The organism is Neogemmobacter tilapiae (assembly GCF_014652215.1).
Lineage (GTDB): Bacteria > Pseudomonadota > Alphaproteobacteria > Rhodobacterales > Rhodobacteraceae > Neogemmobacter > Neogemmobacter tilapiae.
In genome coordinates this window covers 1-23770 of the sequence record NZ_BMYJ01000013.1, presented here as the reverse complement: position 1 = coordinate 23770, position 23770 = coordinate 1, and the positions used below count along the sequence as shown (strand labels likewise).

The window sequence follows — 23770 nt, the reverse complement described above, 5'->3', positions numbered from 1 at the left end:
CCAAAGGGTTAGCGGGCAGTTTCCGATATGTCACCAGTCATGGCATTGCTTGCGCATTGACCGGCAGATTGGCGCCATGCGCGCAACAGACTGTCGCAACTCAGACAGAAATCGCTGTCGTCTTTACCACGGTCCGCAGCGCAAAAGACGATTGCATCTTGGCGACCCCGGGCAGGCGGGCCAGATATTGGCGGTGGATGCGGGCGAAATCTTCGGTGTCTTCGGTCAGGATTTTCAGCAGATAGTCCGCCGTGCCTGCCATCAGATGGCATTCCAGCACGTCGGGCACCCGCGTCACCGCCAATTCAAAGGCATCCAGCAGGTCTTCGGCCTGACTTTGCAGCGTGATCTCGACAAAGACGGTGGTGGGTCGGCCCATGGCGCGGGCGTCCAGCAGGGCGACATAGCCCGCGATCAGGCCAATCTGTTCCAGCCGTTCGACCCGCCGGTGACAGGCGGAAGGCGACAGGTTCACCTGTTCGGAAAGCTCGGCGTTGGTGATCCTTCCGTTCCTTTGCAGGACGGCCAGAATGCGGCGGTCTGTCGCGTCAATATCAGGCATTGTGGTGGAATCTTCGATGAATGGGCGGTCATCTGCGATAATCTTTCATGTTTGCGATAACGCCAAGGGAAAAATTCAAAGCAATTCGCGCGGCTCGGGCGCAGGATTTCAGCATAGGGGCCGGACGGCCCGATTCAGGAGATTCCCATGAAGATCGGTTGCCCGAAGGAAATCAAACCGCAAGAGTTTCGCGTGGGGATGACCCCCAATGCGGTGGCCGAGGCGGTGGCGCATGGCCATAGCGTGGTGGTGGAAACCCATGCGGGGGCTGGCGCGGGCTTTGCTGATGCGGATTATGTGGCGGCAGGGGCCACGATCCTTGGCACGGCGGAAGAGGTGTTCGCGCAAGCCGAGATGATCGTGAAGGTCAAGGAACCGCAGCCTGTGGAACGCGCGCGTCTGCGTGAGGGGCAGGTTCTGTTCACCTATCTGCATCTGGCCCCTGACCCAGAACAGACGCATGACCTGCTGAAATCCGGTGTTACCGCCATTGCCTATGAAACCGTGACCGATGATCGTGGTGGTCTGCCCCTGCTGGCCCCGATGTCCGAGGTGGCGGGCCGTCTGGCGCCGCAGGTTGGGGCTTGGACGCTGCAAAAGGCGAATGGTGGGCGTGGGGTTTTGCTGGGCGGTGTGCCGGGTGTGGCCCCGGCCAAGGTGCTGGTCATCGGCGGCGGGGTTGTCGGAACACATGCCGCCAAAGTGGCAGCGGGCATGGGGGCGGATGTCACGGTGCTGGACCGTTCCATCCCCCGGCTGCGCTATCTGGACGATGTCTTTGGCGGCACCTTCAAGAACGGCTATGCCAGCGCCGGCAACACCATCGAACTGGCGCGTCAGGCCGATTTGATCATTGGTGCGGTTCTGGTCCCCGGCGCGGCGGCCCCCAAGCTGATCTCCCGCGCGCAACTGTCGGAACTGAAATCCGGTGCGGCGCTGGTCGATGTGGCGATTGATCAGGGCGGTTGCTTTGAAACCAGCCATGCGACAACGCACCAAGACCCGATCTATACCGTCGATGGCATCCTGCATTATTGCGTGGCCAACATGCCGGGGGCGGTGGCGCGGACTTCGACGCAAGCCTTGGGCAATGCCACGATGCCCTTCATGCTGGCCTTGGCCGACAAGGGCTGGAAGCGCGCCTGCGCCGAGGACAAGCATCTGCTGGCAGGCCTGAACGTCCATGCGGGCAAGCTGACCTATGCTGCGGTGGGTCAGGCCCTTGGCCTGCCCGTGATCAGCCCGCAGGACGCGCTGGCGCTGTAAGGGCCCCCCAAAGGGAAAGCCCTGTCAGGACCAGAAAGATGGTCCACTGCATAAGGTCCCAGACCGTGCCCAGCATGGTCTGGCCGACGATCAGGAACAGTGCCGCCCAGCCCAGATGCCCTGCGGCGATGAACAGGCCCAACGGGCGCGATGGGTTTCTTGCCAGCCAAAGCATCGCCATCGCCTGCAAACCCAGCCCGAGGCTGACCGCGTGCCACAGGATGACCGACATTGCCCGCAGACGCGGGTCGGAAAGCGTTGTCAAAAAGGGTTCCAGAAACTCCGGCCCTCCGCCCCAGACATGCAGGGCAAAGGTCAGGGCCGAACCCAGACTGGACAGCAGATAGCCGATGTTCATCTTGCGCTCCTGATTCCATACGCACCCGTATGGTTAGGATATCCCCTTGCCCGAGTCCATACGCTTGCGTATGTTTTGGCGATGAACAACCCGCGCCTTTCCCAAATCGACTGGATCAACGCCGGTTTCCGGGCGCTGGTCGGGGGGGGCGTTCAGGCGTTGCGGGTGGAACCTGTCGCCCGGCAGATGGGAACGACAAAAGGCTCTTTCTACTGGCATTTCAAAGGGCCGGAGGAATGGCATCGCGCCATGCTGGACTATTTCGAACAGCTTGGCTTTGCCGAGGTGGTCGAAAGCCTGTCCGCTCTTCCCCCCGGTGCCGCCCGCCTGCGCGCCTTGGCGCGGATCGCGGTGCAAGACGGGCGAGAGCCGGAGTATGGCGGTGCCGCCGCCGAAATGGCGCTGCGCGACTGGGCGCGGTTCAACGCGATGGCCGCGCAATCATTGGCCCGCGTCGATGCCCGGCGCGAAGCCTATGTTCTGGGGGAAATGCGGGCGGCGGGTGTTCTGGAACCCGAAATGGCCGCAAACCTTTTTTATGCGGCCTTTCTTGGATATCAGGCCCAAAACACGGCGTCCGGCCCCGCCTTGGCGGGACTGGACCATATGCTGGATCGTCTGGGCCTGCCCGCTTGGGACAGGCCCTAAGGATCAGGCCTTTGCCTTCAGCAGATCGCGGATCTGGATCAGCAGTTCTTCTTGCGTCGGGCCAGCGGGCGCGGCGGGGGCCGGTTCCGGCTTGCGCGTCATGCGGTTCATTGCCTTGACCAACAGGAAAACCACCCAGGCGATGATGAAGAACTTGATCACCGCATTGATGAAATTGCCGACATTGAACCGTGCCTCACCGACGCTGAAGCCAACCGCGCTGAAATCGACGCCGCCGACCAGGATCCCGATGATCGGGTTGATCAGATCATCAACCAACGAGGTCACAATGGCGGTAAAAGCCGCACCAAGGATGATCCCGACGGCCAAGTCCATCACATTGCCCTTGGCAATGAAAGTCTTGAATTCCTGTAGCATTGTTGTCGTCCCTCTTGTTTTTCAAGGCCTCGGAAGGCCCGATTTCCCTGCACGCATGCACAGCTTGCCCAAACTCTGCCATATTTCAAGCCTTAACGCGGCGGGAAAAATCGGCTGATCTTCCCCCGGATTGATGCCAAGGGGGCAATATGACCGATCTTTCACAGTTTCCCATCACCCAACGCTGGGCACCCAAGAACGCGCAAGCGATCCAGCTTTATTCGCTGCCGACGCCGAACGGGGTCAAGGTTTCGCTGGCGCTGGAAGAAATGGGCCTGCCTTATGACGCGCATCTGGTGGATTTTGCGACGAACGACCAGTTCAGCCCGGAATTCCTGTCGCTGAATCCGAACAACAAAATCCCGGCGATCATCGACCCGCAGGGGCCGGGGGGCCAGCCGCTGCCCCTTTGGGAAAGCGGGGCGATCCTGATCTATCTGGCCGACAAATCGGGGAAATTCCTGCCCGAGGCCAAGCGCTGGCAGGTGATCCAGTGGATCATGTTCCAGATGGGCGGCTTGGGGCCGATGTTCGGCCAGCTGGGCTTTTTCCACCACTTCGCGGGCAAAGACATTGAAGACCCACGCCCCAAAGAACGCTACCGGGCCGAGTCGGAGCGGATTTTGAAGGTGCTGGACAAGGCTTTGGAAGGGCAAGACTATCTGTGCGGCGAATACACCATCGCTGACATGGCCATTGCCCCCTGGCTGCGCACCCTGCGCGATTTCTACAAGGCGGCGGAGATTGCCGGTTGGGGTGATTTGAAGAACGTTCCCGCCTATCTGGACCGGATGCTGGAACGCCCCGCGTTGCAACGGGCGTTGAACATTCCGGCGCGCGGCTAGGCTGCCACCGGCAAGGCCATGGCCAGGCGGAAGCTAACGGCTTCCGCCACATGAACCTGCCGAACGTCGTCCGACCCGTCCAGATCAGCGATGGTGCGCGCGACCCGCAAAACGCGGTGATAGCCCCGGGCCGAAAGGCCGAAACGTTCGGCCACCTTGTTCAACAGGCCACGCCCGGCCTCATCGGGCGTGGCCACTTCCTCCAGCAATTTTCCCTCGGCGTCGGCATTGGCGCGCGCATGGCCATGGCCCGCATAGCGCGCCGCCTGCCTTTCGCGGGCCTGCATGACCCGTGCCGCGACCGTCGCGGAATCGTCGCCCGAGGGCGGCAGATCCAGATCGGTAAAGGCCACGGGCGGCACCTCGACCCGCAGGTCGAAACGGTCCATCAGGGGGCCGCTGATCCGGCCCAGATAATCCTCACCACAGATCGGCGCGCGGTTGCAGGCGCGGGCGGGGTCGGTCAGATAGCCGCATTTACAGGGGTTGGCCGCCGCGATCAGCAGGAAACGGCAGGGATAACGGATATGCGCATTGGCCCGCGCCACCACCACCTCGCCGGTTTCAATCGGCTGGCGCAGGGTTTCCAGAACCATGCGGGGAAACTCGGGGAATTCGTCCATGAACAGCACGCCGTTGTGGGCGAGTGAGATTTCCCCCGGCTTGGCCCCTTTGCCACCCCCCACAATCGCCGCCATGCTGGCTGTGTGGTGCGGTTCCCGAAAAGGGCGCTCGCGGCTGATGCCGCCCTCTTGCAGGATCCCCGCCAAGGAATGGATCATCGAGGTTTCTAATGCCTCAAGGGCCGTCAAAGGTGGCAAGATGCCCGGCAGGCGGGCCGCCAGCATGGATTTGCCCGAACCGGGGCTGCCGACCAGCAACAGATGATGCCGCCCGGCCGCTGCGATTTCCAAGGCCCGCTTGGCGCGTTCCTGCCCTTTGACCTCGCGCAGGTCGCGGGAATGCTGGGCCGCCTGCACCTCGCCCGCCCGGGCTGGGGTGATCGGCTGTTGGCCGGTGTAATGGCGGATCACCTCGTCCAGCGACCCCACCGCCCAAACCCGCGCGGCCCCCACCCAGGCCGCCTCGGCCCCGCAGGCCGCGGGGCACAGTAGGCTGCGATCCTCAGCCGCCGCAGCCATGGCGGCGGGCAGGGCACCGACCACCGGCATCACCCGCCCGTCCAGCGAAAGTTCGCCCAAGGCCACGGTGTTTTCGACATCTTCCTTGGGAATGATCTCTAACGCGGCCAGCAGGGCCAAGGCGATGGGCAGGTCGAAATGGCTGCCTTCCTTGGGCAGATCGGCGGGCGACAGGTTCACCGTGATCCGCTTGGACGGCAAGGCGATAGCCATGGCTGAAAGTGCCGCGCGGACACGTTCCTTGGCCTCACTCACAGCCTTGTCGGGCAGGCCCACCACGGCAAAGCCGGGCAGGCCGGGGGACAGGGCGCATTGCACCTCGACCAGCCGCGCCTCGACCCCTTCAAAGGCCACCGTAAAGGCCTTGGCTGTCATTCCACCCTCCGTTCACCAGTCTTAACCGGTAAGCGGGAATGGTTCATGAAAGGTTAACCGGCGCGAAAAAGGCCCTGCGTCAAACTTGACCGATCATGGCCATGAAGGCCGGCCAAGCCTCGGGGTCGGCCACGGTCTTGTCGCGGCAAAAGGCGTTGCAAAAGCCCCAGCGCTGGCCGTTCATTTCCAGCACATGGTTCACGGGCTTGCCGGAATAGGGACAGGCAGCGTTCATCGCTTCTGTGCCCTCAACCGCCTTGGCGACCAAGGGTTTTGGGCCGGGCCAAGGGCGGGTGGGATAGTCACGGCGGTAATACTCCTGATCGGCCCCATCAACCAAACCCATCGCCCGCCATTTGCGGAACGAAGGATGCGCCAGATGGGCTGCGACATAGGCCTGCGCCTCGGCCCCAACGGGCAGGTTATAGGTGGCGATCCGGGTGGCGACGGGGGCAAAGAAGACATCGGCGATGGAATAGCCGCCGCAAAGCCAAGGGCCTTGCGCCCCGCTGGCCTGCCGCGCCCAAGCCCAGACTTTTTGTAACCGCTCCAGATCGGAAAGCACCCCTTCCGGGGGCGCGCAGTCGGTATAGCTGACCCGCAGGTTCATCGGGCAATGGCTGCGCAAGGCGGTGAATCCGGCGTGCATCTCGGCGGTGACCGAACGCGCCACGGCGCGGGCGGTCGGGTCGCTTGGCCAATGGCCCGCCTCAGGGTGGCGGCTGGCGAGTTCTTCGGCAATCGCAAGGCTTTCCATCACCACCGGACCATTGTCGATCCGCAGGGCGGGGGCGGTTTTCGCGGGGGCGAATTCGGCGGCCAGCAGCTTCGGCAGTTCATCGGTGTAAAGCCGGGCGGTTTTGGTCTGCACCGGAATGCCGAAAGCATCGAACAGCAGCCAGCCGCGCAGGCTCCAACTGGAATAGCCTCGGTCGCCGATGGCGAGGTGATAGGTCATGGTCTTCTCCTGATTTGCGGCAGGTTAGCCGCGGATCAGAGCGCAGGGAAATGATGAATTCTGGCAGGGTCCATCACGGACAGTGATTGATCAATCCCGCGCGCCAGTCCTGCCCATCCCAATCCACCTGCGCCACCGACAGGGGCGCGATGGGTTGGGCCAAAACCTCGGCCCCGCTGCAAGCCCAAGCCCGCTGCAATTGGGTCAGGATCACCCCCATATGGGCCACCACGATCACTTCGGGCAGGGCCAAAAGCCGTTCCACCGCCCGCCCGACCCGCGCTGCCCCGGCATCCCAGCTTTCCCCTCCCGGCGGGGCGGCGCTGCCCGGTTTTTCCCAATATTCGCGCGACAGGTCAGGCCAACCTGCCGCCACGGCCTGCCAATCCAGCCCTTCCCACTCGCCATAGTGAAATTCCCGCAAATCGGGGTCGTCTGCCAGCCTTTGCCGTCCACCCTGAATCGCGTCAGCCGTCGCCCGCGCCCGGATCAGGTCCGAGGAAATCACCGGCGCATCGGGCAGAAAATCCCGCAGCCGTTGCAAGGCAGCATGATCGGACAAATCGGCGGGCACGTCGCGCCAGCCGCAAAAGATCTTTTGATGTGTCGGCCCGTGCCGGACCCACCAGAACCTCGTCATGGCATCTGCCCTTTCAGCACCAAGGGCAGCCCCGCCCAGACGGCCACCACCAGCCCCGCCTGCGCCGCCAAGGCTTGATTGAGCCGCCCCTGCGCATCGCGGAACCGCCGCGCCAGGGCATTGTCGGGAACCACGGAGAGGCCAACCTCGTTACTCACCACGATGACCTTGGCCCTGCAATCCGCCAGCAAGGACAAAAGCGATGCCTGTTCCTGTTCCAGATCATGTTCAGCCAGCAGATGGTTGGTCAGCCAAAGCGTCGCGCAGTCGATCAAAACCACCTGATCCGGCCCCAGCCCCGCCAAGGCCGGGGCAAGGTCCAGTGGAGCCTCGACCGTCGCCCAGCCTTCCCCCCGGCTGGCCCGATGGTCCGCAATCCGGTCCCGCATTTCATCATCCCAAGCCTCGGCCGTCGCCACATAGAGGCGGGCCAGACCGGACCCCACGGCCAGCCCTTCGGCCAGCCGGGATTTCCCCGACCGCGCCCCGCCGATCACCAAAGTCAGCGCGGAAAGTGATCCGTCTGGGGATGTCATGCGTAGAACCTTTGTCAATCCGCCGATGAAAGGGCGTGTCATGGCCGTGCAAATCTATACCGACCAAAGCCTGTCCCGCCAAGCGATGAAGGCGGAGTTGCTGGATGCGGAAACCGAGCAAAGGCTGGCCCGCGCTTGGCGTGATCATCGGGACGAGGCGGCGCTGCATCGGCTGATCCAGGCCTATATGCGGCTGGCGATCAGTCTGGCCGCCAAATTCCGCCGCTATGGCGCGCCGATGAATGATCTGATCCAGGAAGCGAGCCTTGGTCTGATGAAGGCCGCAGACAAGTTCGATCCTGACCGGGGTGTCCGGTTTTCGACCTATGCTGTCTGGTGGATCAAGGCGAGTGTGCAGGACTATGTGATGCGGAACTGGTCTTTGGTGCGGACCGGGTCGACCAGCAGTCAAAAGGCGCTGTTCTTCAATCTGCGGCGGGTTCAGGCGCGGCTTTCGCGGGAGACCGGGCTTGATCCGGCCCAGCTTCACGAGGCGGTGGCGCGGGAGGTGGGGGTTCCCTTGGCCGATGTTCAGATGATGGAGGGGCGGCTGGCGGGGATGGATTATTCCTTGAATGCGGTCCAGTCGGCGGAGGAGGAGGGGCGGGAATGGATCGACGCTTTGGAAGACGACGGCCCGCAGGCGGCCGAGCGGGTCGAGGCGGCGCATGATCTGGCCCGCTTGCAGGTCTGGCTGGGGCAGGCTTTGGATGGGTTGAACGAAAGGGAACGCTTTATCGTGACCGAAAGGCGGCTGCGGGAGGAGGGGCGGACCTTGGAATCCCTGGGTGAGGAGTTGGGCCTGTCGAAGGAAAGGGTCCGGCAGTTGGAGGCCGGGGCCTATGTGAAGATGAGGAAGCAGTTGCCGGGGGAGGTGGCGGGGCTGTTGTGAGGTTTTCACGCGTGAAATTGCCCGTAAGGATTTGAAATTTATAATATATTTAATTTTATGAATTTATAAAAATGCGCGGAAGTACCCGAAAAGAGCAAGTAGAAAACAGCTTGCTTAAACAAGTTATGCACCTGTGCTCGCGTATCAGTTCGGCAGGTGTCGACAGGTTTGTTGCCAAACGAGAGAATCTTAACAGCATCCTAGCTACCGATTGAGGGACTTCACGATAGCCGCCATCCAAGTGTTGCGATTTTGCAAAGGAAGCGCCTATCATCATGCGCGTATCCTTAAGTCAACCAGAATATATCTCCGGCGAAGAAGGCAAAAGTTGCAGGCTGTTGGAAAATATTGATTGAGCAAGAAAATGTGTGTATCTGTTGATTAGCCTGACCTTAGGGAAGATTTTGCTATGATGCACGAAGAATTCCACAAAGGAATTAATGAAATAGTTGACAGCCTTAGAGTTTCTGCTGATGAAAAAGATCTATATGCGGCGCACTACACTTCTGTCATTACGCCTAGGCTTTTGTTAGATGGTGATGGGACAAACAATCGTTTAAGGCAGTACGCTGCGGACTATATGAATGATCCCGAAGAGGGCCGATTTGTATTTGATATTATGATTGAGGCAGCTAGCAAGAGCAAGCACCCTCTCGGTGGCGTTTTGGTCGAGTACTTGTCGGAAATTAGAAAAAACAGGTTATTATACTCTGCTATCAACTCAGCGACCTTTTTATCTTGCTGGACAAAAACATATATTAAAGAAGGAGAGGAAAGCGGCTGCGACTCCTTAAATCATTGGAGATTCTATGGTCAGGACGGTGCTGGCGCTTGCATTATTGTTCCGATCAAACAGCTTAGGGAAAATTTTGGTGATCAGCTTTTTGCTGTTCAGTATGGGAAGAGCTTGCGAGGGGGTGGTTCAGGTGCGCAAAATAGACCAATAATAAAAATAAGAAAATTGCTGGAGAAGAGATTTTCAAATCTAAGGAAAACCGAGGCAAATTTGATAAAGGATCTAGATGAGTTGATTAAATCAGTTATGCCGTTATTATTTCTTTTTAAGTCTGAATCTTATAGTTCAGAGCAAGAGGTTAGAACGATAATGCAGACGGCTAACTATGGATCTCAGTCTGATGTAATTTTTGACGATAGAGATCCTAGGCGAGCATATGTGAACGGCGGCGATGGGCTCCTTTCAAATGGTGGTATTGTCCTGTTTGGGCCGAAGAGCGACACTGCCTATGCGGTGGAGTTGCTCGGACTAATTTCAAAGACCCAACGTGATATAAAGGTATTCATGAGCGAGATTAAATACCGCTAGTTATTCTGGCAGATCTACCCCCTTTCCCCCCATCGCCCCAAGGGCTAACCTGCGGCAAAGCTGGGGGTCATGATGTTGCAGGGCAAGCGGGTTCTTTTGATCATCGGGGGCGGGATTGCTGCCTATAAGGCCTTGGAACTGATCCGGTTGTTGCGGAAGGAGGGGGCCGGGGTGACGCCGGTTCTGACAAAGGCGGCGGCGGAGTTTGTGACACCCTTGTCGGTCGGGGCCTTGGCGGGCGAAAAGGTCTATAGCGATCTGTTCGATCTGACGGATGAGGCCGAGATGGGCCATATTCAGCTTTCGCGCGTCGCCGATCTGATCGTGGTGGCCCCGGCGACCGCCGATCTGATGGCGAAGGCAGCCCATGGTTTGGCGGGGGATTTGGCCAGCACCTTGCTGCTGGCGACCGATACGCCGGTGCTGATGGTTCCGGCGATGAATGTGCGGATGTGGCTTCATGCTGCGACGCAGCGCAATCTGGAAATGCTGCGCAGCGACGGGGTGCGTATTCTGGGGCCGGATGAGGGCGAAATGGCCTGTGGCGAATTTGGGCCAGGCCGGATGGCCGAACCTGCGGCGATTTTGGCGGCCGTTCAGGACGCGCTGCAAGCCGGGCCTTTGGCGGGGAAACATGTCATTGTCACCTCGGGCCCCACGCATGAACCGATTGATCCGGTTCGCTATATTGCCAACCGATCCTCGGGGGCACAGGGCACAGCGCTTGCCCGCGCCTTGGCGGGGCTGGGGGCGAAGGTGACCTTTGTCACGGGGCCAGCAAGCGTGCCGCCGCCCGAAGGGGTGACAGTGGTGCGGGTTGAAACTGCGGCGCAGATGTTGGGTGCGGTGCAGGCGGCCTTGCCTGCCGATGCGGCGGTTTTTGCGGCGGCGGTGGCGGATTGGCGGGTGCAGAATGCTGCGCAGCATAAAATGAAGAAAGACGGTTCTGGCCAGCCCCCGGCGCTGCAATTTGCGGAAAACCCGGACATTCTGGCGACGGTCAGCCAAATGCAGGCAGGACGGCCCCGGCTGGTGGTGGGCTTTGCGGCGGAAACCGAAAAAGTGCTGGACCATGCCACGGCGAAACGCCTGCGCAAGGGGTGCGATTGGATCGTGGCGAATGATGTGTCGCCTGAAACGGGCATCATGGGGGGCGATGAAAACGCGGTGACGCTGATCACGGATAAGGGCGCGGAAAGCTGGCCGCGGACGGGCAAAGATATGGTGGCGCGGCGGCTGGCGGAACGGATTGCGGAGGCTTTGGCATGACGCCTGTGTTGCGCTTTTTGTGGGAGGATTGGGCGGATCAGGCGCTGGGCTTGCCCGCCTATGAAACGGCGGGCGCGGCGGGGGCGGATATTCGCGCCAATCTGCGGCCCGAGGATCGGGGGGGGGTGACCCTAGCCCCGATGCAGCGGTTGATCGTGGCGACGGGGCTGCGGGTGGAAATTCCGCTGGGGTTTGAAATGCAGATCCGGCCACGTTCGGGTCTGGCGGTGAAGCAGGGGATCACCTTGCCCAACACGCCGGGGACGATTGACAGCGATTACCGGGGGCCTTTGGGCGTGGCGCTGATCAATCTGGGTTTGGAGGCTTATACGATCCAGCATGGCGACCGGATTGCGCAGATGGTGATCGCGCCGGTGGTGCAGGCGCGGTTTGAGGTGGTTCAGGCGCTGTCGGATACGGCGCGGGGGACGGGGGGCTTTGGGTCCACGGGGCGGGCATGATCGGGCTTTTGGTTTTTGCGGCGCTGGGGGTTTTGGCCTATCGCCGGGATCTGCCGAGGGTCGTCGCGGCCTTTCTGGCGCTGGGATTCTGGCTTTTCCTGCTTTTGGCGCATTTGCCCTATGCCGATGAGGGGTGGCCGCTGCGCGGTGTGGCGCAGGTATTTGGCGGTGATTTTTCGGCGTGGTTCTTTTGGGGTTTGGTGGTCGGTGTTGTTCTGGCCTATCGGTTCCTGTTTCGTTGGATGACGCGGAAGCGGGCTGTTGTGGGCGCGGCAGAAGCGCCGCGAGGGCCTTTCGCGGCGGACGAGTTGCAGCGCTATGCACGGCATATCGCTTTGCGGGAGATTGGGGGGCCGGGGCAGAAGCGGCTGAAAGAGGCGCGGGTTCTGGTGGTGGGGGCCGGGGGGCTTGGGGCTCCCTTGCTGATGTATCTCGCGGCCAGCGGGGTGGGGGTGATTGGGGTCATTGATGATGACGCGGTCGAACTGACGAACCTGCAACGGCAGATCATCCATGCGACGGAGCGGGTGGGCCTGCCCAAGGTGCAATCGGCACTGCTGGCAATGCGGGCCTTGAACCCGCATGTGGAAGTGCGGCCTTACAATCGACGTCTGACGGCGGAGATCGTGGAGGATCTGCTGGCGGACTATGATCTGGTGCTGGACGGATCGGACAATTTCGACACGCGCTATCTGGTGAATGCAGCCTGTGTGCGGGCGGGCAAGCCGCTGATCGCGGCGGCGATCACGCAATGGGAGGGGCAGTTGTCGCTGTATCACCCGGCGGCGGGGGGGGCGTGTTATGAGTGCCTGTTCCCGGAACGGCCTGCGCCGGGGATGGTGCCGACCTGTGCCGAGGCGGGGGTGGCGGCGCCCTTGCCGGGGGTGATGGGCAGTCTGATGGCGCTGGAGGCGGTGAAGCATCTGACCGGGGCGGGGGAAGGTTTGCGGGGGCGGCTGATGCTGTTTGACGGGCTAGAGATGGAAACCCGCGTGATCCGGACGAACGCGCGGGTGGGTTGCCCGGTTTGTGGCGGGAAAGGGCCTGTTTGACCCCTCGACTCTGCCGCGCCTTGCTTTAGTTTGGCGACAAATCCGTGACAGGGAGTCCATCATGAAACTGACCGCTGCCTTGGCCCTTTTGGCCGCCTCGACCCTTCCCGCTGTGGCGCAGGATGTGCCTGATCTGGGCGGGCGTGAAGTGGTGATCGTCACCGAAAACGCCTATCCGCCGCTGCAATTCCTGGACAAGTCGGGGGCGCCCGTGGGTTGGGAATATGATGCTTTGGCAGAGATTGCGAAAAAGCTGAACATCACGGTGAAATATGAAAACACCAGCTGGGACGCGATGATCCCGGCGGTGTCGGAAGGCCAGTATGACATGGGCATGACCGGCATCACCATCAAGGATGAGCGGAAGGAAGCGGTCGATTTCTCGGATGCGTATATGCGTTCGGAAATGCTGATGATCGTGCGGGGCGATGAAAGCCGGTTTACGGATGCGGCGAGCTTTGCGGCGAATGCCGATCTGCTGATGGCGGCGCAACCGGGGACGACGCCGTTCTATGTGGGCGTCTATGAGGTGCTGGACGGGAATGAGGAAAACGCGCGGATCGTGAAGTTTGAGACCTTTGGCGCGGGGCTGGAGGCTTTGAAGACGGGCGATGTGGATCTGGTGCTGTCGGATTCGACGGCGGCGAATGGCTATGTCGGCGGGTCGAACGGCGGGTTGAAGATCATCGGGTCGCCGCTGGGGGCCGAGGATTTTGGGTTCATTTTCCCGAAAGGCAGCGATCTGGTCGCGCCGATGAACGCGGCGATTGCGGCGCTGAAGGCGGATGGGACGTTTGATGCGCTGAACCAGAAATGGTTCGTTGACTACAAGATGGGTGAGTAAGGCCTTCCCCGGCAGGTGACTGCCGGGGCCATTCTATGATTTCCCCGACCCCATCTGACAAAGATTTTCCCTGGTGGCTGGTGCTGGTTGTTGGCACCGGCCTTTGGCTGTTCTGGCTGGTTCTGAGCGACCCCGACTATGCGGCGGTCTTGGACACGCTTTCCAAGGGTATTGGCATCACCATCATGGTGACGCTTGTTAGCTATGCCGGGGCCTCAGTCCTGGGCTTGCTGCTGGCGCTGGGCCTTTTGTCGCGCTTTCGCGTGCTGCGCCAGATCAGCCGGCTTTATGTCGAGGTCATGCGCGGTGTTCCGATCATCGTGCTGCTTTTGTATGTGGCCTTTGTCTTTGCGCCCGTTCTGGTGGCGGGGTGGAATGCCGTGACCGGTCTTTTGGGCTTTGATCCCATCCGACCCCGCGATTTTCCTCTGCTGTGGCGGGCGGTGTTGGCGTTGATTCTGGCCTATTCCTCTTTTCTGGCCGAAATTTTCCGCGCCGGATTGCAGGCCGTCGACAAGGGCCAGATCGAGGCGGCGCAGACGCTGGGCCTAAGCCCTTGGCAGAGATTTCGCCACATCACCTTTCCGCAAGCCTTTCGCCTGATTCTGCCGCCCTATGGCAATGATTTCGTCGCCATGGTGAAAGACAGCTCGTTGGTTTCGGTCCTGGGCGTCGGTGACATCACCCAGTTGGGAAAAGTCACAGCTGCCGGAAATTTCAAATATTTTGAAACATATAACGTTGTCGCCTTGATTTATTTGACGATGACGATCACCCTGTCCTTGGCCATGCGCGCGCTGGAGCGAAGACTTCGGCTGCGGCAGGGTGGGGAAAAAAGGTAGGCGATGCTGTCGTTGCAGGGCCGCTATGCGGGTCGCTTACGGGCTGGGGAGTGTCGTTTTTGTCGGATGTTTTTGCTCGCCTTGCGGTAGATCGCTCACGCTCAAAACGCTTTGAAAGGCGAGATCGTGTTCAGATCGCTTGAACGTCAATTCCAGCGCCGTGCCGAATTGCTGATGATGGGGCGGCATGCCGCCCTGGCGCGGCATTGCCAATTTCCGTTTCAGATGCAGTTGGCGGATCGCATGTTGCTGGTGCATTCGCCAGAAGAATATGCGCAGCTGATGGGCCGACTGCGCGACAACCTTTTGGATCGCGGTGTTCAGGTTTTGTTGGCCGAGGTCTCGGCGGTTGAAATGCCGAAGGCGGGAATGTTCCGCGTCTGGGTTACTTGGGAAGCGATGACCAGCGCCACGGAGGAGGTCGAGGCCTCGTTGGCAATCTACCACGGCGTCCTGCAAGAAGGCCAGTTTCTGACCGACCGGGTCGAGTTCATGTCTGCACAGATGACGGAGTTGATGGCGCTTTCGCCGCAGCTTGCCAAATCGGCCTGATCGCGGAAAGGATGCGGGGCCAGACGAAGGAGGCCCCAATGCCTGTGATTGACCCTAGCAAAGTTCCGGTAAAGACCGGATCCATCTATCCTGAACCCTATGCCAGCATGATGAAGGGGCGTTCGTCCTTGCGACTGGGCGATGCGGGCGGGCTGACGCAATTCGGGGTGAACCTTGTGACGCTGGAGCCGGGGGCTTTGTCCAGTTTGCGGCACTGGCATCTGAACGAAGATGAATTCGTGATGGTAACGGAGGGCATCTGCACCTTGGTGCAGGATGCGGGGCCGGTGGAGATGGGCGTGGGCGACTGCGCGGCCTTTCCGGCGGGCAGCACGGATGGGCATCACTTCATCAACAAGACGGACAAGATCGCGCGGTTTCTGGTGGTGGGGACCAAGGCGAAATCGGAAGTGGCGACCTATTCGGATGTGGATTTTCGGGTGGAGATTGGCGGGGGGAAGGCCACGTTCACCTATTGGGATGGCACGCCTTTTGCAGGACCAAGGTAATGGCAAAGCTGGCGCCCGTGTTTCAGCATGAGGCGAACCCGCTGCATCCGGTGTTGGGCGCTGGGCCGGGGCCTTATGATTATGCGCTGTTGGGCGATCCGGGGGGATTGACGCAATTCGGGGTGCATCTGGAAAGCCTGCCACCGGGTTCGAAATCGGGGCACAGGCATTGGCATGAGGCGGAGGATGAGGCGCTGTATGTGATCAGCGGGCATCCGGTGCTGGTGGAGGATGTGGAGACCGTGTTGAAACCGGGTGACTTTGTAGCTTGGCCTGCGGGGCGGGCGGTGGGGCATTGTCTGGAAAACCGTTCGGACCGGGCGGTGACCTATCTGGTGATGGGGTCACGTTATGTGCAGGACGTGATCCATTACACGGATCATGATCTGGTGACGCATAAGAACGGCAAGGGGCGGCGGTATCTGCATCGGGATGGGCGGGCTGTTGAGGGCGGGGCGCGGGATATTCCGAGCTAGCCGTCGAAGGTATAGCCGAAGCGGGCGATATCCTCGGCGCAAAGCCGGGCCAGAAGGGCGGCATCGGCGTCGGTGTAATATCCGCGCCAATCCCTTGGCCTTGCGCTTTCATTGGCGCGTGGCAGGGGAAGCAGGGCAAAGCCAAGATGGGTTTCGAAGGGGGCAAGGTCTTGGGGCTGTTCCAGCCTTGCGATCAGGGCGGGGCGTTGCTGTCCGGTGCTGTCGGTCAGATGCTTGCGCAGGGGATTGCGGGCCAGAAGATCGGCAGTCAGGGGGGCGTTCAGAAAGCCGGAAAAATCCTGCGTCTTGGCCAGTTTGATGAGGGGATGGGAAAAGGGTTGCGTTTTGGCCCAGTGATACAGGCTGACAACGCGGTCCCAAGGGTTGCGGACGAGGGTAACAAGGAAGAGGTCATCGTTGGGGGAGACCAGCCCGTCGAGGTCGGCAAGGGTGGAATGTTTCCAAAGGCGCCCTTTGGTTTGCAGGTGCTTTTGCCTTGCAGCCCTTGCGCGGGCCTTGGGGGTGTCGCCGACGATAATGTCATCCTTCATCGCCCGCGCCTCAAGGGCGAGGGTGAGGGCGGTGCCGCCGGTTTTCGGCACATGCAGGAACAGATATTTCCGCCCCCGCGACAAGATCATCGGCTAGACCCGGTTCGGGCAGGGTTGGCCATCGAGATGGGCGAAGAGGTTGTCGACGGCCATCATGCCCATCGCCTCGCGCACTTCCAGCGCCGCTGTGCCCAGATGGGGCAGGAGGGTGACGTTTTCCATGGCGATGAGTTCGGGGGGAACCTTGGGTTCGAATTCATAGACATCGAGGCCTGCACCCGCGATCTGGCCGTTTTGCAGGGCGGCGACAAGGGCGGGTTCATCGACGACATCGCCGCGGCTGATGTTGATGAAAATGCCCTTGGGTTTCATCATGGCCAGCACTTCGGCGTTGATCATGTGCCAGGTTTCTTTCGAGCCGGGGACGACAACAACGACGAAATCGGCCTGCATGACTTGGGTCAGGGGAAGTTGGCGGGCGGGCAAGCCGGGGTCGGCGACGGTGGAGCGGTTGTGGAAAATGACGTCCATGCCAAAGCCGTAATGGCAGCGTTTGGCGATGGCCTTGCCGATGCGGCCTAGGCCGATGATGCCGACGGTTTTGCCAGTGACATGGGTGCCCAGCATTTCGACGGGGCCCCAACCCTTCCACTGACCGGCGCGGAGGATGCGTTCGCCTTCGCCCGCGCGGCGGGCGGTCATGAGGAGGAGGGTCAGGGCGGTGTCGGCGGTGGCGTCGGTGACGGTGCCGGGGGTGTTCGTGACCTCTAACCCCGCAGCGCGGGCGGCCACGGCGTCGATGTGGTTGTATCCGACGCCGAAGTTGGCGAGGATTCGGGCGCGGGGGGCGGGGGTGTCGGCAAAGACATCGGGCTGATAGCGGTCGCCCAAGGAACACAGGACGGCATCGTAATCGCGGAGCGAGGAACGAAGTTCATCGGGGGTCAGCGGATCAATGCTGTCGCGGAGGGTGACGTCGAAACGGGTGGCGGCACGGGCGAGAACGGAATCCGGCAGGCGGCGGGTGATGAGCAGCTTTTGCATCAGAAGAGTTTTCCTCCTAGGGGGACATCATGGCCGGGACCGATGAGGACGACCTCTCCCTCGGCATCGGGGACACCCAGAACCAAAACCTCGGACATGACCTTGCCGATCTGGCGGGGGGGGAAGTTGACGACGGCCAGCACCTGACGGCCGATGAGTGTTTCGGGCGTGTAGTGCTTGGTGATCTGGGCGGAGGAGCGTTTTTCGCCGATGCCTTCGCCGAAATCGACCCAAAGCTTGATGGCGGGTTTGCGGGCCTCGGGGAAGGGTTCGGCGCGGGTGATGCGGCCGACGCGGATGTCGACTTTTTCAAAATCGTCGTAGGTGATCATTTGCCAAGTTCCCGCCCGCGTTCGGCCGCCGCATGGACGGTGCGGGTCATAAGGTCGGTGAGTTCGGACATCAGGACGGAAAGCCCTGCGGCGGTGGTGCCGCCGGGGGAAGTGACGTTGATGCGGAGTTGTTCGGCGGTTTCGGGCGACTGGTGGGCGAGTTCACCGGCACCGGACACCGTGGCGCGGGCGAGTTGCATGGCGAGGTCGGGGGCGAGGCCTTCAGCCTGACCTGCCTTGGCCATCGCTTCGATCATGTGGAAGACATAGGCGGGGCCGGAGCCGGAGAGGGCGGTGACGGCGTCCATTTGGTGTTCGCCTTGCAGGCGGACCACCTGCCCCACCGCCGCAAGCAGGCCTTCGGCGAGGTTCAGGTCAGCCTCGGTCGCGCCTTTGTTGCCGACAATCGCGGTGATGCCGCGCGCCACGGCGGCGGGGGTGTTGGGCATGGCGCGGACGATGCGGGTGCCCGCGCCAAGCGCCTGTTCATAGGTGGCAATGGTGGTGCCTGCGGCGATGGTCAGGAACAGGGTCGAGCCGCCCGCAAAGCCCTGAAGCGCGGGCAGGGCCTGGCCCATCATCTGGGGTTTGACGGCGATCAGGGCGACAGCGGGGGCCTTGGGCAAGGGCGCGTTCAGGTGAACGCCCGTCGCCCGCAGCCAATCGCTGGGGTGGGGTTCGATGACATGGACCGCCTGCGCAGCGATCCCCTGTTTCAGCCAGCCTTCCAGCATAGCCGAGCCCATCTTGCCGCAGCCCAAAAGCACCAAGCCATTTTCGTTGATCTGATCTTGCATCATCCGCCCCCGTGTTGGGGCCACGTTAGGCAAGGCCCGCGTCGGGCGCCAGCCAAAAGAGGCTTTCGACGGTCTGGCCGTAATGCCCCGCAATTTTCAGAGCCAGTTCCAAGGATGGCGCATAGCGCCCGCCTTCCAGACTGATCACCGTCTGGCGGGAAACGCCCAGCGCCCCCGCCAGATCGGCCTGTGTTTCGCCCCTTTGGGTGCGGATGTCGCGCAGACGGTTTTGCAGGCTCATGATACCCGCGCCGCCCGCCAGCCTGCCAGAAAGCGGCAGATGCCGCCGATGGTGGAAACCGTGACCAAGGCGAAAACCACTGCCTCGGGCCGATCCAAACGGAAGGAACCGAGGATGCCACTGCCCCAAGCATCGGCCAGAACCAGGAGCATCAGCACCGCCAGGCCGGTTTCCACGCCGTAGTAGCCCGCCCTTTCGCCCCGCCCGTCAATCGCGCTTTCGCGTTCGTCGGGTTGGGTCCGCCCTTCCAACCCGCGCACAAACAGCGTGCCTAAGGCCAAGCCCACGACGACCAGATAGACCAAGAGAATGGTCAAAATCCGCCCCGGCGTTTGGCTGGCCAGTTGTCCGCCATCGGTCATCACCAGAACGAATACCCCATAGGCGAGGACCAGCAGGCCCAGCCCCCAAAGATGCAATTTTTCGAATCCTGACATTTGCGCCTCCGTGTAAAGCTACCTTTACATGATTGCTGCGCCGCCTGATGTCAAGCGTGCTTTACATCAGGCGCGACCATAAGCCTCGGCAATGGCCACCTGCATCGCCTGCGCCGGCGTTTTGTCAGCCCAAGCCACCAGTTGAAAGGCGGGATAAAACCGTTCTGCCGCCGTCACGGCGCTGCCAATCAGCCGGTCAAGCTGTTCCGGCCCGGCCATTTGCCCACCCGAAAGCACCAGACCATAGCGCCAGACCATCAGCCGCTGATCGGCCCAATAGGTGAAGGCCCCGGTCCAGACCGAGTCATTCACCCGGTTCAGCACGTCATACAACTCGCCCATCCGCCCCTCGGGCGGTTCCATTTCAAAGGTGCAGATCAGGCGCAGGGTTTCGTCATGGCCCGACCACGCAAGGGTCAGCGAATAGGTCCGCCACTGTCCTTCGACCGACATGGCAATCTGGTCTTCGGTCAGCCGGTCAAATTCCCAATCGTTGAACTCGGCCAGACTTTCGGCGATATCAATCGGGTGAAGGTCGTCCGATTGCAGAAAATCTTCGCTTAACGACATACCCGGCCCCATCATGAAGCCTGTACTGGCCAGTTGGCCCCTACAGGCTGTAAGTCTGGCAAGGATCAGCGTTCGCCAGTGTTGACCCTTACTAGATATGGTGAAGGACGAAGGGAATCCTGTAAAGGAAATTCTTCTGTGGGTAAGTCCGGGTGTCTGCCGTTCTATGGTTGTTGTAGCTCGCCACCGGAGTTGGCAGGATTTGACAGCAGAGTTGGCAGCAGAGTGTTTTTCAAACGCGGTTGGTGCTGGGCAGTTTGAAGGGGTGTTAAACGCCCTCTTCAACATCCCCTTCAACCGGCTTGATCAGGTCTGGCCCTTGCGCCTTCCATGACCCCACCTTCCCGCTCACCCGTGTCAATTGCAGCAGCTCGACCGGCAGGCGGGGGATGTCTTCGATGGGCTTGCCGTCCAGCCACATCCGCGCCGCCTCGCGCGTCAGGATCACGGGCTGGCGGTCATGGATCTTGGCGAGCTGGCCTTTAGCCTCTTCGGTCAGGATCGCGCAGGTCGGCCCGCTGAAGTCGGGCAAGCGGACCTCGGTGAAGAGACCCGCAACCAGAATGCCAAGCTCGACCCGGTGCTTGATATAATAGGCCCGCTTAGTGGCTGTCATGGTGGACCATTCGAAATACCCCGCCATCGGCACAAGGCAGCGCCCCTTGCGATAGGCGTCGCGGTAGGAGGGGGCCTCGGCCACCGTCTCGACCCGCGCATTGATGGTGTTGGCCTTCCACTCTTTGATAGGCTTCTTGAACCACCCGGGGATCAAGCCCCAGCGCGCCATCTCGCCATGCAGTTCGCCCGCCCGGTCGCGTAGGAGGTGGACAAAGGGCACGTCCTGCGTGGGGGCCACATTGTAGCTTTGCGGGATCTGGACGTTGCGCCCGCTATCCCAACCGGCAGGCGCGGTGCCATCATTCATCAGATGCCAGAGTTCCGGCCACGATAGTCCCGCCAGGTTGAAGCGTCCGCACATTGCCTACTCGCCGTCCCTTCGGCGACCGAAAGGAAAGGTCGGCGATGAATAGGTGCTGGCCATTGTGCCGTCTGCGATCTTGATCTCTGGGATCGCCTCGAGCAGCGCAGCGGCGGCGGCCGGATGGCGGAAGTAAATCGCGGCCCGATTCTGAGCGCCGTAGGCGCCACCACTATGCCAAGCAAACTCGCCTCGGCCCAGCTCTCGCACCAGCCGATCGTAGATCACGTCCATGAGCTTACCAAGCCCGTCCCCCGGAACCACAATGTAAAGCCGCACCGGAAAGGCCGCGTCATCGGTCTTATATTGGGGCGGGGTTCTCTGGACCATGGAAGGAAGAATGGCAGTAGCGCAACGTTGAAGCAAGGATTGCCGTCGTCAAGATATGCCCCTCACTGTGGTTTGCTGCTACTGAGAGCTTTGGCCAAAATCGAGGCCGCCGACACATCAAAGACGCCACCATCATCGTCTCTTATGATGCCTTCTTGCGTCGGCCTGAAAAGTGCCGACAAGATAATCGCTTCGTGTTCTTTTGGTATTGAGCCATCCTTGACCATGGCTAAATAGCTGTTCGCAAAGGTCGCCTTCTCGGCAAAGCTCAAGCTAAGATGCCGATTAGACAGATATACTCGATGCAAGGTCCGAACCAGCCATAGACAAAGGGACGTGATGAGTAGAGCGGTAGCGGTATAGGCGATTGCCTTGGCTGGACTACCCGGGAGGCATTCGAGAGTTTCGGGAGGGCAATAGCTCGGCCCGAAGGCGTCGTTGAGCTGAGGAAGGATGTATCGCGCTGCATAAAGCGCCAAAGCCGCCAGTCCACCCAAAGCGAGGACATAGAAGAATAGATAGATCCCGGCAGCAACACCGTGGTTTGATGATCGGGTTTTCCAGAGTTCGACTGCAGAGCTAAGTTTGAGTTTTTCAGAATACGAAGCGTAGAGGTTCTTCCACTCATCCTGCCAATTTTTAAAGGTTGCTTGGTGCAATCGATAAGCTTCCTGATATCTTAGAGTCACTTTGGCCTTAAAGTCCTCATGCTTGCTGTTCGCACCCTGAATATGCCGATCGCATTGGGCAGTGTCATGTTCGAGCTTACTCATTGCGGCGTCAAAATTTTCTCCAAAGGCTCGCATGCTGGCGTTAAGTTCTTCACGTGAAAGCAATGTATGGTTTTTCGCTATTTGCTCCGCTGTTAGGCCCTCTTGGAGCAAGATGTTCGAGAGTATGGAAAGGCCGGAATGGTACTGAACTGCTGTCGGCGAATTGCTGTCAAAAGGTACGTCATAGACTCGCTCTTCCACGAAAAATGCTAATAGAAGGTTCTTCGCGGCTTGAATTTGCCTCTTTTCAACAAGGGTTTCTATGGCTTTGCCAAGGGTGCTGCTTCGCGGTGGCCTTAGGAAAAACCGACCCGACCTAAAGGTGCCTTCCACGAAGTCATCAGTTGCTTGCTGAGCCGCGACGATTTGCGCAGAAATTGCCGCCTGATATTGTCCTGACTGAGGGCTGTGAGCGCTGATCACGTAATCCAGATCCCTGAATTTTTCCTGCGACCAGAACTCTTCTTCCTCTTCCATCCTTTTTCGAAAGGCGGCTTCGGTGCGGCCTTTGATCATAGGTGCTGTCCTAAATGGCACTCGGAATCTATCCATTTCTTTCTCCAGACATTCTGAAAGACTGCGGCCACCTACATATATTCTTTAGATAACATCGCACCGTCCATCAGAAATGCGGTGCTAAGCTGATCTGTTTGGCTCCACTCGATCCATCCCGGCACTGGAAAAGGTGGAACTTCGATTTATTGGGATTAGTAACATATCACTTTCGCTTGTTGATCGATTCGGCGGCTATTTTTGCAGCATCCTGTAAAATTTGAGGCTTGGTTGCGTCCATTTCAGCCTCGTAGCGGTCCATTTGAATCTTCATGAGTGATCCGGGGAGCTCGAAGGAAGCCAGAAAAACAAAAGTTGCAAGCCCCAGAAACCCGACTTCAAGGCTGCATTGCAAGCCAATGTGGGTGTCGGGAACTAGGAAAATCCCTAAGGCTGCTCCGAGCGTGAGTAGATAGAGAAAGAACAGCAATTTTTGTCGGAACAGCCTGCGTTGAACCGTCGCCTTCATCATCTGCAATTCCTGCCAATTTTTGGCTTGCTTCAGCGTGGGCTCAGCGATCAGCGTGATTACAGCTATAAGAAAACCTGCTAGAATTGAGAAAATGGTCACAACCGCGTTCACGGCATCTTCGTTATTGCTGATCAGTGGCTGTAGAAAATATCCAACGGTACAGGACACCATCAACGCGACGATGAGCTTGAGTAGACGCAGATAATCAATCGTCGGCTTGTTGCGAGCCTTGCCCATCTCAGGCCTCCAACTGACCGTTTTCGTGCAACTCTATCATATAGGCAGACATAGCTTCCCAAGCTTGGAAAACACTCACTGAGTTTGCCTGAACCTCTAGCCGAACATTTTTTCGAACCGACATTTCGGTTGGCGTGATTCTCATGTTATTGCGAAGGTGGATAACATAGCCGTCCGCATCTTCATCTTCGACGAATTCGGTGGCAAGATAATCTAGGGCGTGGCTAGCGGCTGAGAGATCTCCCTTACCCACATTGATTGAGACCGTAACGGAGCCTTGATCCGCGTCCCGAAGCGCCGCTAAGTTGGCGTCTGCTGCGGCGATACCACTAAACGCATCGCAAACACTCCTATAGACGTTGCCGAGCGCACCGCCTCCCCCATGTCCGTCAAGCAATTCATCCGCAGTGGCCTCTGCGATGCTTAGCTTTAAATCAACGCTCCGCACGCCCGCTGCTTCAATCATGGCTGTTGATTTCCACTGAGAAGTGACACGTGTAGGCGCATAATTTCCACTGAGATTTGA

The 23770-nt window shown here is 60.0% G+C and carries 31 protein-coding genes and 1 pseudogene; 13 read left to right on the top strand and 19 right to left on the bottom strand.

Going from position 1 to position 23770, the window contains the following annotated elements; genetic code table 11:
- Nucleotides 1-100 precede the first annotated feature (100 nt).
- Complete coding sequence (locus IE095_RS16590) at nucleotides 101-562, bottom strand: Lrp/AsnC family transcriptional regulator (protein ID WP_189413148.1); 462 nt, start codon at nucleotides 560-562, stop codon at nucleotides 101-103.
- Between the two features lie 147 nt (nucleotides 563-709).
- Between IE095_RS16590 and ald the strand changes: the two genes are divergently transcribed.
- The gene (gene ald, locus IE095_RS16585; RefSeq protein WP_189413146.1) at nucleotides 710-1828 is read left to right on the top strand and encodes an alanine dehydrogenase; all 1119 of its coding nucleotides are present in this window, start codon (nucleotides 710-712) and stop codon (nucleotides 1826-1828) included.
- On the opposite strand, the gene IE095_RS16580 is transcribed toward ald, so the two are convergent.
- Nucleotides 1800-2186: a hypothetical protein gene (locus IE095_RS16580; RefSeq protein ID WP_189413144.1), complete on the bottom strand. Its 387-nt coding sequence runs from the start codon at nucleotides 2184-2186 to the stop codon at nucleotides 1800-1802. The genes ald and IE095_RS16580 overlap by 29 nt on opposite strands.
- Nucleotides 2187-2267: 81 nt before the next feature.
- Between IE095_RS16580 and IE095_RS16575 the strand changes: the two genes are divergently transcribed.
- A complete protein-coding gene (locus IE095_RS16575; protein WP_189413142.1) occupies nucleotides 2268-2834 on the top strand; it encodes a TetR/AcrR family transcriptional regulator in 567 nt (188 codons plus the stop codon).
- A 3-nt stretch (nucleotides 2835-2837) separates the two neighbouring features.
- Here the strand turns inward: IE095_RS16575 and mscL are convergent, their stop codons facing one another.
- Entirely contained in the window at nucleotides 2838-3212 is a 375-nt protein-coding gene (mscL, locus tag IE095_RS16570) for a large-conductance mechanosensitive channel protein MscL (RefSeq protein ID WP_189413139.1), read from the bottom strand.
- A 149-nt stretch (nucleotides 3213-3361) separates the two neighbouring features.
- On the opposite strand from mscL, the gene IE095_RS16565 reads away from it, so the two are divergent.
- The gene (locus IE095_RS16565; RefSeq protein ID WP_189413137.1) at nucleotides 3362-4057 is read left to right on the top strand and encodes a glutathione S-transferase family protein; all 696 of its coding nucleotides are present in this window, start codon (nucleotides 3362-3364) and stop codon (nucleotides 4055-4057) included.
- On the opposite strand, the gene IE095_RS16560 is transcribed toward IE095_RS16565, so the two are convergent.
- The 4 genes from IE095_RS16560 to cobU all read right to left on the bottom strand — a co-directional run bounded on the left by IE095_RS16560 (nucleotide 4054) and on the right by cobU (nucleotide 7708).
- Nucleotides 4054-5574, bottom strand: coding sequence for a YifB family Mg chelatase-like AAA ATPase (locus IE095_RS16560; RefSeq protein ID WP_189413135.1), 1521 nt, complete (start codon nucleotides 5572-5574; stop codon nucleotides 4054-4056). The two genes, IE095_RS16565 and IE095_RS16560, sit on opposite strands and share 4 nt — an antisense overlap.
- Before the next feature lie 79 nt (nucleotides 5575-5653).
- The gene (locus IE095_RS16555; RefSeq protein WP_189413133.1) at nucleotides 5654-6532 is read right to left on the bottom strand and encodes a glutathione S-transferase; all 879 of its coding nucleotides are present in this window, start codon (nucleotides 6530-6532) and stop codon (nucleotides 5654-5656) included.
- 73 nt (nucleotides 6533-6605) lie between these two features.
- Nucleotides 6606-7172, bottom strand: coding sequence for a histidine phosphatase family protein (locus IE095_RS16550; protein ID WP_189413131.1), 567 nt, complete (start codon nucleotides 7170-7172; stop codon nucleotides 6606-6608).
- The gene (gene cobU / locus IE095_RS16545) at nucleotides 7169-7708 is read right to left on the bottom strand and encodes a bifunctional adenosylcobinamide kinase/adenosylcobinamide-phosphate guanylyltransferase (RefSeq protein ID WP_189413129.1); all 540 of its coding nucleotides are present in this window, start codon (nucleotides 7706-7708) and stop codon (nucleotides 7169-7171) included. Before cobU ends, IE095_RS16550 begins: the two co-directional genes overlap by 4 nt.
- A 40-nt stretch (nucleotides 7709-7748) precedes the next feature.
- Between cobU and IE095_RS16540 the strand changes: the two genes are divergently transcribed.
- The 10 genes from IE095_RS16540 to IE095_RS16495 all read left to right on the top strand — a co-directional run bounded on the left by IE095_RS16540 (nucleotide 7749) and on the right by IE095_RS16495 (nucleotide 15929).
- Nucleotides 7749-8600, top strand: a complete 852-nt coding sequence (locus IE095_RS16540) for an RNA polymerase factor sigma-32 (protein WP_189413269.1) — start codon at nucleotides 7749-7751, stop codon at nucleotides 8598-8600.
- Nucleotides 8601-9012: 412 nt separating this feature from the next.
- Entirely contained in the window at nucleotides 9013-9924 is a 912-nt protein-coding gene (locus IE095_RS16535) for a DUF2971 domain-containing protein (protein ID WP_189413127.1), read from the top strand.
- 72 nt (nucleotides 9925-9996) lie between these two features.
- The gene (gene coaBC / locus IE095_RS16530; protein ID WP_229804882.1) at nucleotides 9997-11193 is read left to right on the top strand and encodes a bifunctional phosphopantothenoylcysteine decarboxylase/phosphopantothenate--cysteine ligase CoaBC; all 1197 of its coding nucleotides are present in this window, start codon (nucleotides 9997-9999) and stop codon (nucleotides 11191-11193) included.
- Complete coding sequence (gene dut / locus IE095_RS16525; protein ID WP_189413122.1) at nucleotides 11190-11654, top strand: dUTP diphosphatase; 465 nt, start codon at nucleotides 11190-11192, stop codon at nucleotides 11652-11654. The genes coaBC and dut overlap by 4 nt, the downstream gene beginning before the upstream one ends.
- Nucleotides 11651-12706 (top strand): HesA/MoeB/ThiF family protein, encoded by a 1056-nt coding sequence (locus IE095_RS16520; protein WP_189413121.1) that lies wholly within the window; start codon nucleotides 11651-11653, stop codon nucleotides 12704-12706. Before dut ends, IE095_RS16520 begins: the two co-directional genes overlap by 4 nt.
- Nucleotides 12707-12767: 61 nt before the next feature.
- Nucleotides 12768-13550, top strand: coding sequence for a transporter substrate-binding domain-containing protein (locus tag IE095_RS16515; protein WP_189413119.1), 783 nt, complete (start codon nucleotides 12768-12770; stop codon nucleotides 13548-13550).
- A 35-nt stretch (nucleotides 13551-13585) separates the two neighbouring features.
- Nucleotides 13586-14392 (top strand): amino acid ABC transporter permease, encoded by an 807-nt coding sequence (locus tag IE095_RS16510; RefSeq protein WP_189413117.1) that lies wholly within the window; start codon nucleotides 13586-13588, stop codon nucleotides 14390-14392.
- Between the two features lie 126 nt (nucleotides 14393-14518).
- The gene (locus IE095_RS16505) at nucleotides 14519-14944 is read left to right on the top strand and encodes a hypothetical protein (protein ID WP_189413115.1); all 426 of its coding nucleotides are present in this window, start codon (nucleotides 14519-14521) and stop codon (nucleotides 14942-14944) included.
- 38 nt (nucleotides 14945-14982) lie between these two features.
- On the top strand, nucleotides 14983-15453 hold the full coding sequence (locus tag IE095_RS16500; protein WP_189413113.1) for a cupin domain-containing protein: 471 nt from the start codon (nucleotides 14983-14985) through the stop codon (nucleotides 15451-15453).
- Nucleotides 15453-15929, top strand: a complete 477-nt coding sequence (locus IE095_RS16495; protein WP_189413111.1) for a cupin domain-containing protein — start codon at nucleotides 15453-15455, stop codon at nucleotides 15927-15929. Before IE095_RS16500 ends, IE095_RS16495 begins: the two co-directional genes overlap by 1 nt.
- Here the strand turns inward: IE095_RS16495 and IE095_RS16490 are convergent.
- From IE095_RS16490 to IE095_RS16435, 12 genes and pseudogenes are all read right to left on the bottom strand, one after another.
- A complete protein-coding gene (locus IE095_RS16490; protein WP_189413109.1) occupies nucleotides 15926-16570 on the bottom strand; it encodes a sulfotransferase family 2 domain-containing protein in 645 nt (214 codons plus the stop codon). The two genes, IE095_RS16495 and IE095_RS16490, sit on opposite strands and share 4 nt — an antisense overlap.
- A gap of 3 nt (nucleotides 16571-16573) precedes the next feature.
- Nucleotides 16574-17524: a 2-hydroxyacid dehydrogenase gene (locus IE095_RS16485; protein WP_189413107.1), complete on the bottom strand. Its 951-nt coding sequence runs from the start codon at nucleotides 17522-17524 to the stop codon at nucleotides 16574-16576.
- On the bottom strand, nucleotides 17524-17856 hold the full coding sequence (locus tag IE095_RS16480) for a tRNA-binding protein (RefSeq protein ID WP_189413105.1): 333 nt from the start codon (nucleotides 17854-17856) through the stop codon (nucleotides 17524-17526). The genes IE095_RS16485 and IE095_RS16480 overlap by 1 nt, the downstream gene beginning before the upstream one ends.
- Nucleotides 17853-18656: a pyrroline-5-carboxylate reductase gene (proC, locus tag IE095_RS16475; RefSeq protein ID WP_189413104.1), complete on the bottom strand. Its 804-nt coding sequence runs from the start codon at nucleotides 18654-18656 to the stop codon at nucleotides 17853-17855. The genes IE095_RS16480 and proC overlap by 4 nt, the downstream gene beginning before the upstream one ends.
- 22 nt (nucleotides 18657-18678) lie before the next feature.
- On the bottom strand, nucleotides 18679-18894 hold the full coding sequence (locus IE095_RS16470; protein ID WP_229804881.1) for a helix-turn-helix transcriptional regulator: 216 nt from the start codon (nucleotides 18892-18894) through the stop codon (nucleotides 18679-18681).
- Nucleotides 18891-19331: a hypothetical protein gene (locus tag IE095_RS16465; RefSeq protein ID WP_189413102.1), complete on the bottom strand. Its 441-nt coding sequence runs from the start codon at nucleotides 19329-19331 to the stop codon at nucleotides 18891-18893. The genes IE095_RS16470 and IE095_RS16465 overlap by 4 nt, the downstream gene beginning before the upstream one ends.
- Nucleotides 19332-19397: 66 nt before the next feature.
- Nucleotides 19398-19901 carry a type III secretion system chaperone family protein gene (locus tag IE095_RS16460; protein ID WP_189413100.1) on the bottom strand — a complete coding sequence of 168 codons (504 nt, stop codon included), beginning with the start codon at nucleotides 19899-19901 and terminating at the stop codon, nucleotides 19398-19400.
- A gap of 268 nt (nucleotides 19902-20169) precedes the next feature.
- Nucleotides 20170-20880, bottom strand: coding sequence for an SOS response-associated peptidase (locus IE095_RS16455; protein WP_189413099.1), 711 nt, complete (start codon nucleotides 20878-20880; stop codon nucleotides 20170-20172).
- Nucleotides 20881-20883: 3 nt separating this feature from the next.
- Nucleotides 20884-21210 (bottom strand): hypothetical protein, encoded by a 327-nt coding sequence (locus IE095_RS16450; protein ID WP_189413097.1) that lies wholly within the window; start codon nucleotides 21208-21210, stop codon nucleotides 20884-20886.
- Between the two features lie 62 nt (nucleotides 21211-21272).
- Complete coding sequence (locus tag IE095_RS16445; protein WP_189413095.1) at nucleotides 21273-22499, bottom strand: DUF6161 domain-containing protein; 1227 nt, start codon at nucleotides 22497-22499, stop codon at nucleotides 21273-21275.
- A 202-nt stretch (nucleotides 22500-22701) separates the two neighbouring features.
- A complete protein-coding gene (locus tag IE095_RS16440; protein ID WP_229804879.1) occupies nucleotides 22702-23244 on the bottom strand; it encodes a hypothetical protein in 543 nt (180 codons plus the stop codon).
- Nucleotide 23245: 1 nt separating this feature from the next.
- Nucleotides 23246-23770: pseudogene (locus tag IE095_RS16435) on the bottom strand (hypothetical protein); the annotation flags it as partial.